Source organism: Mitsuaria chitosanitabida ATCC BAA-476 = NBRC 102408 (genome assembly GCF_001598255.1).
Lineage (GTDB): Bacteria > Pseudomonadota > Gammaproteobacteria > Burkholderiales > Burkholderiaceae_C > Roseateles > Roseateles chitosanitabidus.
In genome coordinates, this window is sequence record NZ_BCYP01000018.1 from 223,450 (window position 1) to 238,636 (window position 15,187).

14 protein-coding genes are annotated in these 15,187 nt (G+C 71.3%); 3 read left to right on the plus strand and 11 right to left on the minus strand.

What is annotated here, in order from left to right; genetic code table 11:
• Positions 1-2 precede the first annotated feature (2 nt).
• Positions 3-929, plus strand: coding sequence for a DUF2726 domain-containing protein (locus tag MCHT01_RS11860; protein WP_084452442.1), 927 nt, complete (start codon positions 3-5; stop codon positions 927-929).
• Between the two features lie 74 nt (positions 930-1,003).
• A complete protein-coding gene (locus MCHT01_RS11865; protein WP_067065536.1) occupies positions 1,004-1,990 on the plus strand; it encodes a serine/threonine protein kinase in 987 nt (328 codons plus the stop codon).
• Positions 1,991-2,100: 110 nt separating this feature from the next.
• Here MCHT01_RS11865 and htpG read toward each other — a convergent pair whose 3' ends face one another.
• Positions 2,101-3,993, minus strand: a complete 1,893-nt coding sequence (gene htpG, locus MCHT01_RS11870) for a molecular chaperone HtpG (protein ID WP_067065537.1) — start codon at positions 3,991-3,993, stop codon at positions 2,101-2,103.
• A gap of 156 nt (positions 3,994-4,149) precedes the next feature.
• On the opposite strand from htpG, the gene MCHT01_RS11875 reads away from it, so the two are divergent.
• Complete coding sequence (locus tag MCHT01_RS11875) at positions 4,150-4,767, plus strand: trimeric intracellular cation channel family protein (protein WP_245643242.1); 618 nt, start codon at positions 4,150-4,152, stop codon at positions 4,765-4,767.
• 204 nt (positions 4,768-4,971) lie between these two features.
• Here MCHT01_RS11875 and gspF read toward each other — a convergent pair whose 3' ends face one another.
• The 10 genes from gspF to MCHT01_RS11925 all read right to left on the minus strand — a co-directional run bounded on the left by gspF (position 4,972) and on the right by MCHT01_RS11925 (position 15,138).
• The gene (gene gspF, locus MCHT01_RS11880) at positions 4,972-6,180 is read right to left on the minus strand and encodes a type II secretion system inner membrane protein GspF (protein ID WP_067065538.1); all 1,209 of its coding nucleotides are present in this window, start codon (positions 6,178-6,180) and stop codon (positions 4,972-4,974) included.
• 47 nt (positions 6,181-6,227) lie between these two features.
• Positions 6,228-7,661: a type II secretion system ATPase GspE gene (gspE, locus tag MCHT01_RS11885; protein WP_067065539.1), complete on the minus strand. Its 1,434-nt coding sequence runs from the start codon at positions 7,659-7,661 to the stop codon at positions 6,228-6,230.
• A gap of 22 nt (positions 7,662-7,683) precedes the next feature.
• Positions 7,684-9,996: a type II secretion system secretin GspD gene (gspD, locus tag MCHT01_RS11890; RefSeq protein ID WP_067065540.1), complete on the minus strand. Its 2,313-nt coding sequence runs from the start codon at positions 9,994-9,996 to the stop codon at positions 7,684-7,686.
• A complete protein-coding gene (gene gspN, locus MCHT01_RS11895) occupies positions 9,993-10,823 on the minus strand; it encodes a type II secretion system protein N (RefSeq protein WP_067065541.1) in 831 nt (276 codons plus the stop codon). The genes gspD and gspN overlap by 4 nt, the downstream gene beginning before the upstream one ends.
• A 10-nt stretch (positions 10,824-10,833) precedes the next feature.
• Positions 10,834-11,328 (minus strand): type II secretion system protein M, encoded by a 495-nt coding sequence (locus tag MCHT01_RS11900; RefSeq protein WP_067065542.1) that lies wholly within the window; start codon positions 11,326-11,328, stop codon positions 10,834-10,836.
• Positions 11,325-12,536 carry a type II secretion system protein GspL gene (gene gspL, locus MCHT01_RS11905; protein ID WP_067065543.1) on the minus strand — a complete coding sequence of 404 codons (1,212 nt, stop codon included), beginning with the start codon at positions 12,534-12,536 and terminating at the stop codon, positions 11,325-11,327. Before gspL ends, MCHT01_RS11900 begins: the two co-directional genes overlap by 4 nt.
• 91 nt (positions 12,537-12,627) lie before the next feature.
• Positions 12,628-13,599, minus strand: a complete 972-nt coding sequence (gene gspK / locus MCHT01_RS11910) for a type II secretion system minor pseudopilin GspK (protein ID WP_067065544.1) — start codon at positions 13,597-13,599, stop codon at positions 12,628-12,630.
• Positions 13,596-14,264: a PulJ/GspJ family protein gene (locus tag MCHT01_RS11915; protein ID WP_067065545.1), complete on the minus strand. Its 669-nt coding sequence runs from the start codon at positions 14,262-14,264 to the stop codon at positions 13,596-13,598. The genes gspK and MCHT01_RS11915 overlap by 4 nt, the downstream gene beginning before the upstream one ends.
• On the minus strand, positions 14,264-14,635 hold the full coding sequence (gspI, locus tag MCHT01_RS11920; RefSeq protein ID WP_067065546.1) for a type II secretion system minor pseudopilin GspI: 372 nt from the start codon (positions 14,633-14,635) through the stop codon (positions 14,264-14,266). The genes MCHT01_RS11915 and gspI overlap by 1 nt, the downstream gene beginning before the upstream one ends.
• Complete coding sequence (locus tag MCHT01_RS11925; protein WP_067065547.1) at positions 14,632-15,138, minus strand: type II secretion system protein; 507 nt, start codon at positions 15,136-15,138, stop codon at positions 14,632-14,634. Before MCHT01_RS11925 ends, gspI begins: the two co-directional genes overlap by 4 nt.
• Between the last annotated feature and the right edge of the window lie 49 nt (positions 15,139-15,187).

The following is a 15,187-nucleotide window of genomic DNA, read 5'->3' on the forward strand; positions in this document are numbered from 1 at the left end:
ATATGCAAAGCACGCTTCCGTGGATCATCGCGGGACTGTCGGCGTTGGCGGTCCTGGGGCTGCTCGTCGCCATGGCGCTGAAGCGGCCTCGCCGCTCGCGCAAGCCATTGCCGGGCGAGTGGTCGCTCACGCCTCGGCCGGTCTTCAGCGCCGACGAGCGCCGCGTCTTCCGCCTGCTGCGGGAGGCGCTCCCGCATCACGTCGTCATGTGCAAGCTGCCCATGGTGCGTTTCTGCCAGCCCACCGAGGCCAAGGAAGTGCGCTACTGGTATGAGCTGCTGGGCGGCATCAGCGTGAACTTCGCGATCTGCAGCCCGAACGGCCGCGTGCTGGCCGCGATCGACCTGGAAACCGAGCGCGCCGGCTCCGCGCGCAGCCTGCAGATCAAGCAGGCGGTGCTGGCGGCCTGCCGCATCCGCTACCTGCGCTCCACCGTGGACGAGCTGCCCAGCGCCAGCGAGCTCCAGCTGCTGGTCCCGTACAGCAACCAGAACGCCCGTTCCACCACGCCGATGAGCACGCGCGGCGCCCCGCGTCTGGCCCCGGCACCGGTGCCCGCGCCGGCGCCCCGTCGCGCCCCGCAGCCGGCCGCCGGTGCCCGCAACACGCTGTGGAACGACTCGCCGGTGTTCAGCGATTCCTTCTTCGCGCCGGACAGCCGCTTCGATGCCTTCCCCGGCGCCGAGCCGACCACCCCGGCGCCCCTGCCCGAACCGCGTCATGAACCGCGCCACGAGGTTCGCCACGAGGCGCCCCGGCATGACCCGCGCCCCGAACCGCGCGTGCGTGGCTACCGGCCGCGCGCCGGCGTGGCGGGCGAGGGTGGCGACTCGCAGTTCGGTCACGAGTTCCCGGCCTTCCAGGACGAACCGGCGGCGCCCGACATCGGTGGCGTGGTCGTCGACTCGCCCCGCTACGGGCGGCGCTAAGCTACGCGACCTGCCCGCTCTCCAGACGGACCTGACGGCGCTTCGGCGCCGTCGTCGTTTCCGTCCCGCCTTCGATGACTGATGCCCCGGCCGGATTCGGCCACCTGACTCCCGAGCTGATGCTCGACGCGCTCGAGCATGCCGGCCTGCGACCCGACGGTCGCCTGCTGCAGCTCAATTCCTACGAGAACCGCGTGCTCCTCGCCCATCTGGAGGAGGGGCCCGCCGTCGTGGCGAAGTTCTACCGCCCCGGCCGCTGGAGCGATGCGCAGATCCTGGAGGAGCACGCCTTCGCGCGTGATCTGGCCGAGGCCGAGGTGCCGGTCGTCGCGCCGATGCCGGTCGACGAGGCGGGCGGCACGCTGGGGCATTTCGCCGGCCATCGTTTCGCGGTCACGCCGCGGCAGGGCGGTCGCGCGCCGGAGCTCGAGGATCCCGAGGTGCTGGCCTGGATCGGCCGTTTCCTGGCGCGGATGCATGACGTCGGCCAGCGCGAGCCCTTCCGCGAGCGCCTGTCCTGGAACAGCGCGGCGCCGGCGCGCGACGCGCGCGACTGGCTGCGCGAGCACGACACGCTGCCGCCCGAGCTGGCCGCCAACTGGCACGACGCGGCGGCCCGCTGCATCGAGGCCATCGACGCCGCCTTCGAGCGCCTGCCCGATCGCCGGGCACTGCGCCTGCACGGGGACTGCCACCCCGGCAACATCCTCTGGACGCCGGACCGCGGCCCGCACTTCGTCGACCTGGACGACGCGGTGCAGGGCCCGGCCGTGCAGGACCTGTGGATGCTGCTGTCGGGCGACCCCGAAGCCGCGCGGCGTCAGCTGCACGCGCTGCTCGACGGCTACGAGAGCGTGCGCGAGTTCGACTGGCGCGAGCTGCGTCTGATCGAGGCCCTGCGCACGCAGCGCATGATCCATCACAGCGCCTGGCTGGCGCGCCGATGGGACGATCCGGCCTTCCCGGCCGCGTTCCCGTGGTTCGGCACGCCGAACTACTGGAGCGACCAGGTCGTGAAGCTGCGGGACCAGCTCGACGCGATGCAGACGCGCGAGGAATGACGGGCCGGGGCTGTCCGGGCGGCCATGAAGAAGGGCCTCGATGACGAGGCCCTGGGCGGTGGGGGTTCAGGCCGCCGGCGCGGCGGCCCGGATCGGGGGCGAGTCCCCGATCAGCCCAGCAGCAGCGCGTTGACGCGCTTCACGTAGGCGGCCGGATCTTCCAGGACGCCGCCTTCGGCCAGCAGCGCCTGGTCGAACAGCACCTGCGCCAGATCGCCGAAGCGCGTGTCCGCGGCGTCGAGTCCGCCCAGTTTCTTGACCAGCGCGTGATCGGGGTTGATCTCCAGCGTGGGCTGCGAGGTGGGCGCCGCTTGGCCGGCCTGCTTCAGCATGCGGGCCAGGTGGCCGCTGATGTCGCCTTCATCGACGACCACGCAGGCGGGCGAGTCCACCAGACGCGTGGTCACCCGCACCTCCTTGGCGCGGCCTTCCAGCGCGGCCTTCAGTCGATCGAGCACCGGCTTGAACTGCTCGGCGGCCTCCTCGGCCTTCTTCTTCTCTTCCTCGTCCTGCAGGTCGCCCAGGTCCACCGCGCCCTTGGCGACGGATTGCAGCGGCTTGCCTTCGAACTCGAAGAGATGCGACAGCATCCACTCGTCGACGCGCTCGGTCAGCAGCAGCACCTCGATGCCCTTCTTGCGGAAGATCTCCAGCTGCGGGCTGTTCTTCGCGGCGGACAGGCTGTCGGCGGTGATGTAGTAGATGACGTCCTGGCCGTCCTTCAGGCGCGACACGTAGTCGGCCAGGGACACGCCGGTGTCGGCGTGCGTGGACGAGAAGCGCAGCAGCTTGACCAGACGCTCCTGGTTCGCGTGGTCCTCGCCGACGCCTTCCTTCAGCACCTGGCCGAAGTCCGTCCAGAAGCGCGCGTACTTGTCGCGCTCGCCGGCATCCTCGCTGTTGGCCAGCGATTCCAGCATCGAGAGCACGCGCTTGGTCGAGCCCTCGCGGATCGCCTTCACGTCGCGGCTTTCCTGCAGCAGCTCGCGGCTGACGTTCAGAGGGAGGTCGGCCGAGTCGATCACGCCCTTGACGAAGCGCAGGTAGACCGGCATCAGCGCCTCGGCGTCGTCCATGATGAAGACGCGCTTGACGTAGAGCTTCACGCCGCCGCGCTTGTCGCGGTTCCACAGGTCGAAGGGGGCCTTGGCCGGGATGTACAGCAGCTGCGTGTACTCGCTGCGGCCTTCGACGCGGTTGTGGGTGAAGGCCAGCGGGGCTTCGGTGTCGTAGCTGATCTGCTGGTAGAAGGCGTCGTACTCGGCCTGTGTCACCTCGCTCTTGGAGCGGGTCCAGAGCGCGGAGGCCTTGTTGACGGGCTCCCACTCGTCCTTCAGGACCTGCTTGGCGTTGTCGGCGTCCCACTCCTCCGCGCGCATCAGGATGGGCAGCGAGATGTGGTCGGAGTACTTGCTGATGACCGACTTCAGGCGCCAGGTCTTGAGGAACTCGTCCTCGCCCTCGCGCAGGTGCAGCACGACGTCCGTGCCGCGGCTGGGCTTGGTGATGGCCTCGACCTCGAAGTCGCCGGTGCCTTCGGAGCTCCAGCGCACGCCCTGGTCCGCCGGCAGGCCGGCGCGGCGCGACTCGACGGTGATGCGGTCGGCGACGATGAAGCCCGAGTAGAAGCCCACGCCGAACTGGCCGATCAGGTTGGCGTCCTTCTTCTGGTCGCCTTCCAGCTTGGCCATGAACTCGCGCGTGCCGCTCTTGGCGATGGTGCCCAGATGCGCGATGGCCTCTTCCGCCGACAGGCCGATGCCGTTGTCGCTGATGGTGACGGTGCGGGCCTGCTCGTCGAAGCTGACGCGGATCCGCAGGTCGGGCTGGTCCTCGAAGAGCTGCGGGTGGTCGAGCGCCTCGAAGCGCAGCTTGTCGCAGGCGTCGGAGGCGTTGCTGACCAGCTCGCGCAGGAAGATCTCCTTGTTCGAGTACAGCGAATGGGTCACCAGATGCAGGATCTGCTTGACCTCGGCCTGGAAGGAGTGGGTTTGCTTGTCCATCGTTCGTGAGAAGGGTGGGGGCGGAAGAAATGGCGACGCGTCTCGCCGGGCGGCGAGGTGGCGGGGCCGGGATTATCGCGGGCCCAGATGGACGCGCTGGCGGCGATTTCAAGAGGGCTGCTGCGCGGCGATCGCCGCGCCTACACTCCGCGCCCTATGCCGATGATCTACTGGTTCGACTTGTTGGGCGTGGCGGTGTTCGCCATCAGCGGAGCGCTGGCCGCGATGGCGGCGGGGCTGGACCTGTTCGGCCTGCTGGTGCTGGCGGCGATGACGGCCGTGGGCGGCGGGACGCTGCGCGACGTGCTGCTGAATCGGCATCCGGTGTTCTGGATGAAGGATCCGCGCTATCTGCTGGTGATCATCGGGAGCGCGCTCCTGGCGTTGGCGGTCGGGCCGTTCCCGGACCACGCGATCATGGTCCTCAAGATCGCCGACGCGCTGGGCCTGGCGCTGTTCGCGCTGTGCGGGACGGAGATCGCGGAGGAGCAGGGCGTGCGGCCCTTGCCCGCGCTGCTGATGGGCACGCTGACGGCCTGCGGCGGCGGCGTGCTGCGCGACGTGCTCAGCGGTCAGGCGCCGCTGTTGCTGCGCAAGGACATCTATGCGACGGCCGCGATCGGCGGCATCGCGCTGTACTTCCTGCTCAAGCACCTGGGCATGTCGCTGCGCTGGGCCTTCGTGCTGGGCATGCTCGGCGTGGCCGGGCTGCGCCTGGCGGCGCTGTACTTCGGATGGCAGCTGCCGGCGCTGCAGATGCTGCGGGTGCATTGAGCTGGCGAGGCGAGGGGCTGTTGAGGCTCTGGTCTGCGACGGCCCTCACCCCAACCCCTCTCCCACTTCATGGGAGAGGGGCTCCCTCGGCGCCCGGTGCGTATGGCCCCTCGCCCGCTTGCGGGAGAGGGGTTGGGGTGAGGGCCGGCGCACACAGCGAGCCACCCCCTCGCCCGCTTGCGGGAGAGGGCGGGGGTGAGGGTCTTACTGCGTCGCCAGCTTGTTCATGTCGATGATCGGCAGCAGCACCGACAGCACGATCAGCATGACCACGCCGCCCATGGCCACGATGAGCAGCGGCTCCAGCAGCGTGGCCAGCGTCATCGCGCGGCGCTTGACCTCGTTGCCCAGCTGTTTCGCGGCGCGCTGCAGCATGTCGGGCAGCTGACCGGTCTGCTCGCCCAGACGGGCGAACATCGACAGCAGGCCCGGGAAGCGCTTCTTGCCCGCGAGCGCCGCGCCCAGCGGCGCGCCCTCGCGCACCATGGCCAGCGCGTCCATCGCGTCGGCGCGCATCGCGTGATTCGACAGGGTCTCCGCCGCCGCCTGCAGCGCCTTCAGGATGGGGACGCCGGCACCGGCCAGCATGGCCAGCGTGCCGGAGAAGCGCGCCGCGTTGTAGCCCCGCGAGAGCCGGCCCAGCAGCGGCAGGTTCAGGAAGGCCGCGTCGAAACGCTGGCGAGGTCCCTCGCGCTTGAGCACCTGGCGGATGCCGAAGCCCGCGCCCACCAGCACGACCACGATGGCCAGGCCCCAGTGCCGCAGCACGTCGGACATGCCCATCATCACGCGCGTCAGCAGCGGCAGCGTCTGCCGCGTCTGCGTGAACACGGCCGCGACCTGCGGCACCACGTAGGTCAGCAGGAAGCTCACCGCCAGGATGGAGATGATGCAGACGATCACCGGATAGGCCAGCGCGCCGAACAGCTCCGAGCGCAGCCGCTGCTGCTCCTCGAGGTCGTCGGCCAGGCTCTCCAGGACCGGCCCCAGCGCGCCGCTCTGCTCGCCGGCGGCGACCACGGCGCGATAGACGTCGTCGAACTCCCGGGGCGCGATCGCCAGGGCCCGAGCGAAGGACGAGCCGGCATTGACCTCGGACTTGAGCTGCGACATCAGCTCGCGCTGACGCGGCTCCTCGGCCTCGTCCGCCAACGCGGCCAGCGAGCGCTCCAGGGGTAGCCCGGCCGAGACCAGGCCGGCCAGCTGCCGGGTCCACACCGTCAGCGTCGCCGCCTTGAAGGCGCGGCGCGACCAGCGCGAGCGCGTCTTCTCCGCCGCCACGGGCTGCACCTCCATCGGCACCAGGCCCTGCGCGCGCAGTTGCGTGCGGGCGGCCTTGACCGTGTCGGCCTCCAGCAAGCCCTGATGGGCTTTGCCGGCGGCGTCGAGGGCGTCGTACTTGAAGGCGGGCATCGCTCGGAACCTCGTCGTTGACTGCGTGTGCGGCGGCGTGCGCGCGCTCATTCGCGCGTGACGCGCAGCACTTCCTCTTCGGACGTGACGCCCGAGGCCACCAGCCGGTCACCGTCCTCGCGCATCGAGCGCAGGCCGTTGGCGCGCGCCGCGGCCAGCAGCTCGGACTCGGCCGCCTGGTTGTGGATCAGGCCGCGGATGGTGTCGTCGCAGACCATCAGCTCGTACACGCCGGTGCGGCCCTTGTAGCCGCTGGACGAGCAGGCCGGGCAGCCCACCGGGTGGTAGCGCGAGCCGCCGTCCGCCAGCGGCTCGGCCGACTTGCACACCGGGCAGAGCTTGCGCACCAGCCGCTGCGCCAGCACGCCCAGCAGCGAGGAGCTCAGCAGGAAGGGCTCGACGCCCATGTCGGTCAGACGCGTGACCGCGCTGACCGCGTCGTTGGTGTGCAGCGTGGCCAGCACCAGGTGACCCGTGAGCGAGGCCTGGATCGCGATCTGCGCGGTCTCGTAGTCGCGGATCTCGCCGATCATGATCACGTCCGGGTCCTGGCGCAGGATCGCGCGCAGGGCCTTGGCGAAGCTCAGGTCGATGCGCGAGTTGACCTGCGTCTGGCCGATGCCGGGCAGCTCGTACTCGATCGGATCCTCGACGGTCAGCACGTTGGTCGTGGCCGTGTCGACGGTCTGCAGCGCCGCGTACAGCGTGGTCGTCTTGCCGGAGCCGGTCGGGCCGGTCACCAGCACGATGCCGTGGGGCTGCTGCACCAGGCGCTGGAAGCGCTCCAGGCGCTCACCGTCCATGCCCAGCGCGGACAGGGTGAAGCGCGATTCGGACTTGTCGAGCAGACGCAGTACCGCGCGCTCGCCGTGCGCCGACGGGAGCGTGGAGACCCGCACGTCGATCGCGCGGCCGCCGATGCGCAGCGAGATGCGGCCGTCCTGCGGCAGACGCTTCTCGGCGATGTCCAGCTCGGCCATGATCTTCAGGCGCGAGATCAGCGCCGCGTGCAGCGCGCGATTCGGGCGCACCACCTCGCGCAGCGTGCCGTCGACGCGGAAGCGCACCGAGCTCTCGCGCTCGTAGGGCTCGATGTGGATGTCGCTCGCGCCGTTGTTGGCGGCCTGCGTCAGCAGCGCGTTGAGCATGCGGATGATGGGCGCGTCGTCGGCCGCCTCCAGCAGGTCGGCCACGGCGGGCAGGTCCTGCATCAGGCGCGACAGGTCGACGGCGCTCTCGACCTCGCCGACCACCAGCGCGGCGCTGTCGTCGCCGCCGGCGTAGGCGGTCTGGATGCGCTGCGACAGCTCGGCCGCGGACAGGCTCTCGATGCGGCGCGGCGCGTAGACGCGCTGCAGCTCCGACAGCGTCGGCAGCGACAGCGCCGGCGTGGCCCACAGCGTGCGCTGCTGGCCGTCGTCCTCGATCAGGACCTGCTGGCCCTTGGCGACCGCGTAAGGCAGGGGATGGCGGGTGGCCATGGTGTCTCCCGTCCTGCGGCGCTCAGCGCGCCGGCACCGAACCCGGCGCCGAGCCGGCCGGCGACGAGGCCGGATTGATCGGCAGCGGCAACTGGCTGGGGCTGAAGTTGCCCGGCGCCGAGGCCGGCTTCTCCGGCAGCAGCGGGGCGCCGGTGTCGGGCAGCACCAGGTTGGACTTGGGTTGCGCGTCCTGCTGGTAGGCGCGGATCGCGTCGTAGCGGTCCATGGTCAGCGCGGTGGCGTTCTCCGGCGTGCGCAGCACCACCGGACGCAGGAAGATCATCAGGTTGGACTTCACCCGCTTGCGGCTCTGGTTCTTGAACAGGTTGCCCAGCAGCGGAATGTCGCCCAGGCCGGGGACCTTGTCCTCGCCGTCGGTGTACTCGTCTTTCAGCATGCCGCCCAGCACCAGCACCTGGCCGTCCTCCAGAGTGACCGAGGTCTCCACCGCGCTCTTGTCGAAGGTCGGTCCCTGCGTCCCCGAGTTGACCGTGGCCACCACGCTGGAGTTCTCCTGGTAGACCTTCATGCGCACGGTGCCGTTCTCGCCGACCTGCGTGCGGACCTTCAGGCGCAGACCGACGTCTCGGCGCTCGAAGGTCTGGAAGGGGCTCGTGGTACTGCCCGAGGTCGTGGTCGTGTTGCCGGTCAGCACGGGCACGTTGCTGCCGATAAGCAGGTCAGCCTCCTCGTTGTCCTGAACGACTAGCGATGGCGTGGACAGGACATTCGTGCCGCTGACGGAGCCCAGCGCGTTGGCCACGGCGCCCAGGGTGTAGTAGCTGCCAACCTTCTTCAGGAAGCCCAGGTTCAGGCCGGAAGGGATCTGGCCGGAAGTCAACGCGGCGCCGATCCCCGTCGATGTCGTGCTGGAGACGCCCTGCGCCGCGGCGCCCGAGAGGTTCAGGATGTTGCTGAAGCCGGTGCCGAAATTGGTGCCGAATCCAGAGATCGTCGAATCCCCCTTGTTGCCGAACAACTGCGTGAACTGCACGCCGAACTCACCGAGCTTGCTGGCGTCAACCTTGACGATCAGGGCCTCGACGTAGATCTGCGCGCGGCGCGTGTCGAGCTGCTCGACCACGGCGCGGATCTGGCGGTACATGGGCTCGGGCGCCGTGATGATCAGCGAGTTGGTCGCCGGGTCGGCCTGCGCGAAGCCACCGGTGTTGACCTGCGCGGTCTGGGCCACCTGGGTGGACGCGCTGCCGCTGGAGCCGCTGCTGCCCGAGGTGCCGCCGCTGCTGCCGCCTCCGAAGGAGCTGCTGTTGCCCGCGAAGCTGCCGCCGCCGGTATTGGCGCCGCCGCCGGTCTGCGCGCTGGCGAAGCTGCCGGTACTGCCACCGCCGCCGCTGCCCTGACCGCCGCCCGAGCCGCTGGCGCTGGCATTGGTGAAGGCGGCGCGCAGCACGGTGGCCAGGCGCACCGCGTCGGCGTTCTTCAGGTAGATGACCCGGATGTTGCCGTTGGCCGCGTCGACGCCGGGCTGGTCCAGCTTGGCGATCATGGCGCGCAGCTGCATCAGCTTGGCCGGGTTGGAGGCGCGCACGATCAGCGCGTTGCTGCGCGGGTCGGCCATCACGTTGCTGCTGCCGCCGGAGCCCTGCGCCACCGCGACGCCGGGCGTGGCGCCGCCGCCCTCGGACAGGCGTTGCACCAGCTGGACGATGTCGGAGGCCACCGCGTTGCGCAGCGGGATCACCTCGATGTCGGTGTTGGACGGCTGGTCCAGCGCCGAGACGATGCGCGCCAGGCGCTGCAGGTTGTCGGCGTAATCGGTGATCACCAGGCTGTTGTTGCCGGGGTTGGCGTTGATCGTGTTGTTCGGCGTGATCAGCGGACGCAGCACGGCCACCAGGTTGTTGGCGTTCTCGTGGTTGAGCTTGAAGATCTGCGTCACCACCTGGTCGCCGCGGGCGCGGCCCTCGCCGGCGACGGTGACGTTGCCGGTCTGCAGCTTGGCCTCGGCCTCGGGCACCAGCTTGAGCAGGCCATTGGCCTCCACCATCGCGAAGCCCATGCCGCGCAGCGTGGCCAGATAGCTCAGGTAGGCCTCCTGCACGGGGACGGGCTGCTCGGCGGTCAGGGTCATCGTGCCCTTGACGCGCGGGTCGACCAGGATGGCCTTGCCCATCGCGGCGGACATGGCGCGGGTGACGGCCTCGATGTCGGTGTTGACGAAGTTCAGCGTCACCGGCGTGCTGGGTCTCACGGCGGGGGCGCGGCGGTTGGCCTGGCCGGTCTGCGCGCCGGCCTGCAGCGGCAGGCTGGAGGCGATCATGCTGATCGCCAGGGCCAGCGCCGTCGGACGCATCGAGTGCTTGTTCATGCTCATCCCACCGAGATGATCGAGCGCGCGCCCTCGCGGCGCCCGATGATGTTCAACAAATTGGCCAAGGCGGCCTCGCTGCCGGGAGCGGGCGATGCCTCGCCCCGGAACTGCGGCCGCGCGCCCAGGTGTCCCTGGCCGCTCAACTGCAACGGACCCTGGTCGGTCCTGAGCATCAGCTGCGGCTCCGCGCCGCCGCCGATCAGATTCATGCGATAGCTGCCCAGCGGGGACAGCTGCGACAGGCGCGAGGAGAAGTCCCGCAGTTCGACCTGCGCGATGCCCTGCACCTTCACCGTCTTGTCCTGCGCGTCGACGACGAAGCCCTGCGCGCTGAAGGCCAGCAGGCCGTCCGGCGCGACGGTGTTCCAGGGCGTGCCCAGGCCCGTCAGCCAGCTGGCCGGCCAGCGGATCCACGGGCGGTCGGGCGTGGCGTCGGGCAGGCGCAGCGTCATGCGGTTCATGCCCAGGCGCAAGGTCAGCGGACGGTCCGGCGCGACGCAGCAGGACTGGTCCAGCGTCAGCCGGATGCCCAGTCCGCCGTCCAGCCACGCCGGCCGGAGCCGCCAGCCGAGGCGCTCGGGCAGCTCGCTCGCGTCGTTGCTGCCGGCGCCGGGGCTGAGGATCACCCGCGCGCTGCCGTTCCAGAGGCTGCCCCGCGCGTCGGCCAGCAGCAGGCGCTGGTTGGACATGGCCGCGAGCGCCGAGCCCAGCCAGGCGGCCGGTGCCCAGGTGACCACGGCGACGGCCACGCCGAGCACGGCGCCGCCCAGGGCCCAGCGTCGCGCGCGGATCGCCGCGGGGGTGTCGGTGTTCGCAAGCGTGAGCGCCATCGTCCGATGCTCAGTTCGACGCTGCCGGGACCAGCAGCGTCAGCTTGCCGGTATAGCCGTTCGCGCCGGTCTGCAGCTCGGCGTCCTGCACGCGGGCGCGGGCGCCCTGGCGGGCTTCGCCGAGGAAGGCGGTCAGGGCCGCGCCGGGCACGCCGCGCAGGCGCACCTGCGCCTGGGTGCCGGCGACGGTCAGTTCGGCGGCGGGGCCGAGGCGGGCGGTGGCGGCGCGCAAGGCGGTGATCGATTGCTCGGCCGAGACCGGGACGGCCTGCTTCAGCGCCTGCGTCTGCTGCGCCATGGCGCGCATCTGCTGGAGCTCGCGGTCGAGCCGATCGATCTCTCCCGGCACGCGCCGCAGGGTGGCCCAGGCCGGGGCCAGCGCGATCGCCCACAGCAGCAGCAGCCCGACCAGCACCGCGGTCACGCGGGCGATCAGGCGCTCGCGCGGCGCGGCCGCCTGCCAGCGGGCCCGGAGGTCGCCGCGCATCGTCGTGAAGCTGTTCATCGGGCGTCGGGTCGCAGGCTGAGTTGGAGCGCGTCACCGTCCTCGGTCACGCGCAGGGAGGCGTCCTGCGCCAGCCGGTCGCGCAACTGCGCGCGCTGGGGCGGGGTCAGGCCGGTGAGTTGCAGGCGGCCCGGCTCGAAGCGCAGGCCGGGCAGGGGCGCCTCGCCGGGCGGCCAGCCGCGGGCCACCGCGGTCAGCAGGTCCTCGAGATCGCCCGGGCCGACCTGGCCGGCGCCGCCGCGCAGCGCCTCGGTCTCGCGGACCATCTGGGCGCGGGCGTCGCGGATCACGCGCACCTGCGGGAAGCTCTGGCGCAGCAGGGCTTCCTGCTCCGCCTTGCGGGCGTCGACGGCGCGACCCTGCTGCCAGGCCATCGCGTTCAGGCCGACGACCTGCACCAGCAGCAGGCCGATCACGCCCCAGCGGAACGGTCGCCAGGCTGGTGCCTGCAGCGCCTGCCAGGCGAGATGCACGCGCTGCCAGCCGCGTTGGCGCGGGGTCAGGTCGAACTGCAGCAGGTTGATCGGCGCGCGGCGGGCGGCCCAGGCGCGCTCGGTGTCGTTCAGGACCTGCACCGGGCGGCCGAGCCATTGTTCGGCGGAAGCCGCCGCCGCCGGCGTGGCGGTGACGGCGGCGCGGGACAGCCAGTCCTCGCCCAGCCAGGCGCGCAGGCCGCCGCTGTCCAGCGGCAGCGTGGCGACGCCGTCGGCGCGCCAGGCGCGCAGGCGGGGGTGGTCGTCGCTGCCGGCGTGCACGTGTCCGCCGGGCGTGGCCTGGGGCCAGGACAGCGGCAGCAGGGCCTCGACCAGCAGGCCCGCGGCCTCGATGGCCTGCAGGTGGGCCCGCAAGGGTTCGCGCGCGGTGACGGCGACCCAATGGGTCGCGCCGGCGTCGTCGGTCCGCTCCAGCAGCGCGAAGTGCAGGCGCTCGGCATCGTCGAGCAACTGGTCCTCCATCACGCCGACGACCGCGCCGCGCAGCTTCGCGCCCTTGACCTTGGGCAACTGCGCCGGGAGCCAACTGAGCTGGTCGTCCCCGAGCAGCGCCATCACGCGGTCGGCGCGAGGCATCGCGGACAGCGGCGCGCGCTCGCCGTGGCCCGGGGCATGGGCCGGCGCTTGCGCGTCGTGGCTGAACCAGTATTCGTAGTCTTGCGCGCCGGCGCTCGAGGGTGCGGACGCGGGCAGCAGGATGAGCAGGGTACTCATGAGAACGCGGATTCTAGGAGGGCTTCCATGACGGAACGGGGCTTAACGTCTCCGAACAAGCCCGTAGACATGGCGTCGGATCTGACCTTGGTCATCTGTCCGCCTGCTGCTGCAGCCGCTGGCGGTCCAGGATCATCATGTCCAGGCCGCGCCGCTGGACCAGCGAGCGTTGCCGCAGCACGCGGTCGTCCAGGCGCAACTGGCCCTCGACGAAGAAGAAGGCGCTGGTGAAGGCGCTGCGCTCGGCCGTGAGTTCCAGACCTTGCGGGGTGTAGGCCTTGAGCTCGTCGATCGTGCGGAAGGGTTTGCTCTGACGGGCCCGCACGATGCGGTCGGCGCTGCCCAGGTCCATGCCCTCGAAGACGGCGGCCAGCACCTCGCGCGGCGCGGTGTTGACGTTGATCGGCGTCTGCACCGGCAGCAGCACCGCCAGCGGGCGCAGGCGCTCGATCTGCTCGTCGCTCAGGCCCAGCCAGCGCAACTGCTCCAGCCGGGCGGGCATCAGGGGGAGGTCACCCTGGGGGGCGCTGGCGGCGTTGGCGGCCTCGCGCAAGGCGGTCTGCACCTGGCTGGCCAAGTGGGTCGGCAGACCGGCTGCCTGGAAGATGCGCTGCCCGATGCGCAGCTCCACCGGCGTGCCGTTGGCCAGGTTGCGCAGGTTGTAGCGGGCCTGGGCGTCCTCGATGTGGCCGGACAGGAAGGCGTCAGGGCCGGCATCGGCCGAATGGTTGTCGTCGGCGGCCAGGAAGCTGGAGAGCCGGGCCTCGGCCAGCGGCACCGCCCAGACTTCGCCCAGATGGTCGACCGCATCCTTCTGGTTGGCGCGGGCGTCCTCGCGCAGGATCAACCGGGCGTAGTCCAGCGCGCCCTGCAGCACCCAGTCCGCCTGCGCGCGGCCACGGTCGGCGGACTCGATCTGGATGCTGCGCGCCTGGCGCCACAACATCGCGGCGGCCAGCGTCGTCACCAGCACCACGATGAGCAGCGCGGTCAGCAGCGCCGCGCCGCGGCTGCGCCGGGCATCGACCGCGTGGCGAGGGGAGGGGCGAAGCCGGTGCGTCATGAGCCGGTGCTCTCCACCGGGACCTCACGGATGAGCTCGCCGCGATAGCCGCTGTCGTCGGCGAACTGCAGTCGCAGGCGCACGCCGGTGGGCACCAGGCGACGTTGCGCGGCCTGCTGTCCGGTGGGGTCGGACGCGCCATTCGACGGTCCCTGGACCACGTCGTCGCTGGATTGGGCGTTGCTCCAACCATTGCCGCGGAAGAAGTAGATCTGCCAGCCGGCGACGCCGCCCAGGCCGGGCAGGGCGCGCAGTTCCTCGGGGCTGAGCTGGTGGCTGCGGAACCAGGCGTCCTGCAAGGCGTCGCGGCCCGAGGCGGGCGCCGATTCCCAGCGGCTGAGCCGGCCGTCGCGCAGCTGCCAGCTGACGAGCTGCAGCCCGGTCTCGCGGCGTCGGGTCAGGCGCAGCGTCGCACCGTCGAAGGACAGCGCCGGGACCAGCGTGCTGTCCTGGACCTCGCGCAGGTCCAGCTCCCACTGCCGCATCAGGGTCTGCAGGGTCTCGGCGCGGTCCATCGCGGCCTCGTTGTGGTCGCGGCTGCCCGTCAGCGCGGACACGGCGCGCCAGGCCATCACCGTCATCACCGCCATCAGCACCAGGGCGACGATGACCTCGATCAGGGTGAAGCCGCGCGCGGCGCGGCGGGCATGGCGGGGCGCGCGCATCAGTACCGCCCCACGATGGTGGCGATGGTCAGCAGCGGTCGCTGGTCCTCGTCGAAGACCTGGGCCTCGACGCGGCGGAAATTCGGGTTGGGCGTGCCCTGCACGGTCATGCGGCCGCTGAAGTTGCGGCCCAGCTGCGTGCAGCTGAAGCTGCTCTCGCCGACGCCCGGGAAGAGCTTGGTCAGGCGCATCTCGGTGAGCTCGTTCTCCGCGCACCACTGCGCCAGCGAGTTGGTGGCGAGGCGATCGGCGTTCGAGGTCATCGCGCCCGCCGCGCGCAGGCCGGCGGCCAGGCACAGCGCCACGATGGTGAGCGCGACCAGCACTTCGATCAGCGTGAAGCCGGCCTCGCGCCGCGCGAGCCGCGTCATGACGCCGCCCCCTTGACCACGGCGAAGGGCCGCAGGCCGTCGGTGGCCAGGCTGATGCGGTGGTCGCCGCGGATCAGGGTGACGCGTTGCGCGCCGATCAGCGGCTCGGGGCCGAGCTTGATGCTGCGGCCGTTGGCGGACGGTCCCTGGATCTCGACGATGGGGGTCTCGCCCAGCCAGGGTTGTTCCAGGCCGAGGCGCTTGACGAGCGCGGGCGGGAGACCGGTCATGCGAGCGCGGCCGCCTTCGGCGCCCGTGTCGGGGATCCAGCGCACGTCCAGCGAGGCCGCGCGGGCCTCGGCCCGGGCGGTCTCGAGCACGGTGGCCAGGTGCAGGGCCTCGCGCTCGAGTTCGGTGTCGGCGCGATCACGGATCGCCAGCGCCACGGTGGCGCTCGCGATCGCGACGATGGTGATCGCCACGATCAGCTCGATCAGCGTGAAGCCACGCGCGGCGCGAGCGCGTCGGCGCTCGCGTGGACGGCCGGTCAGGCGCGCGCGCACGGCGGGTTCGATCGGTCGGATCGGCGGGAAGAGCGGAGGCCCGGATGCC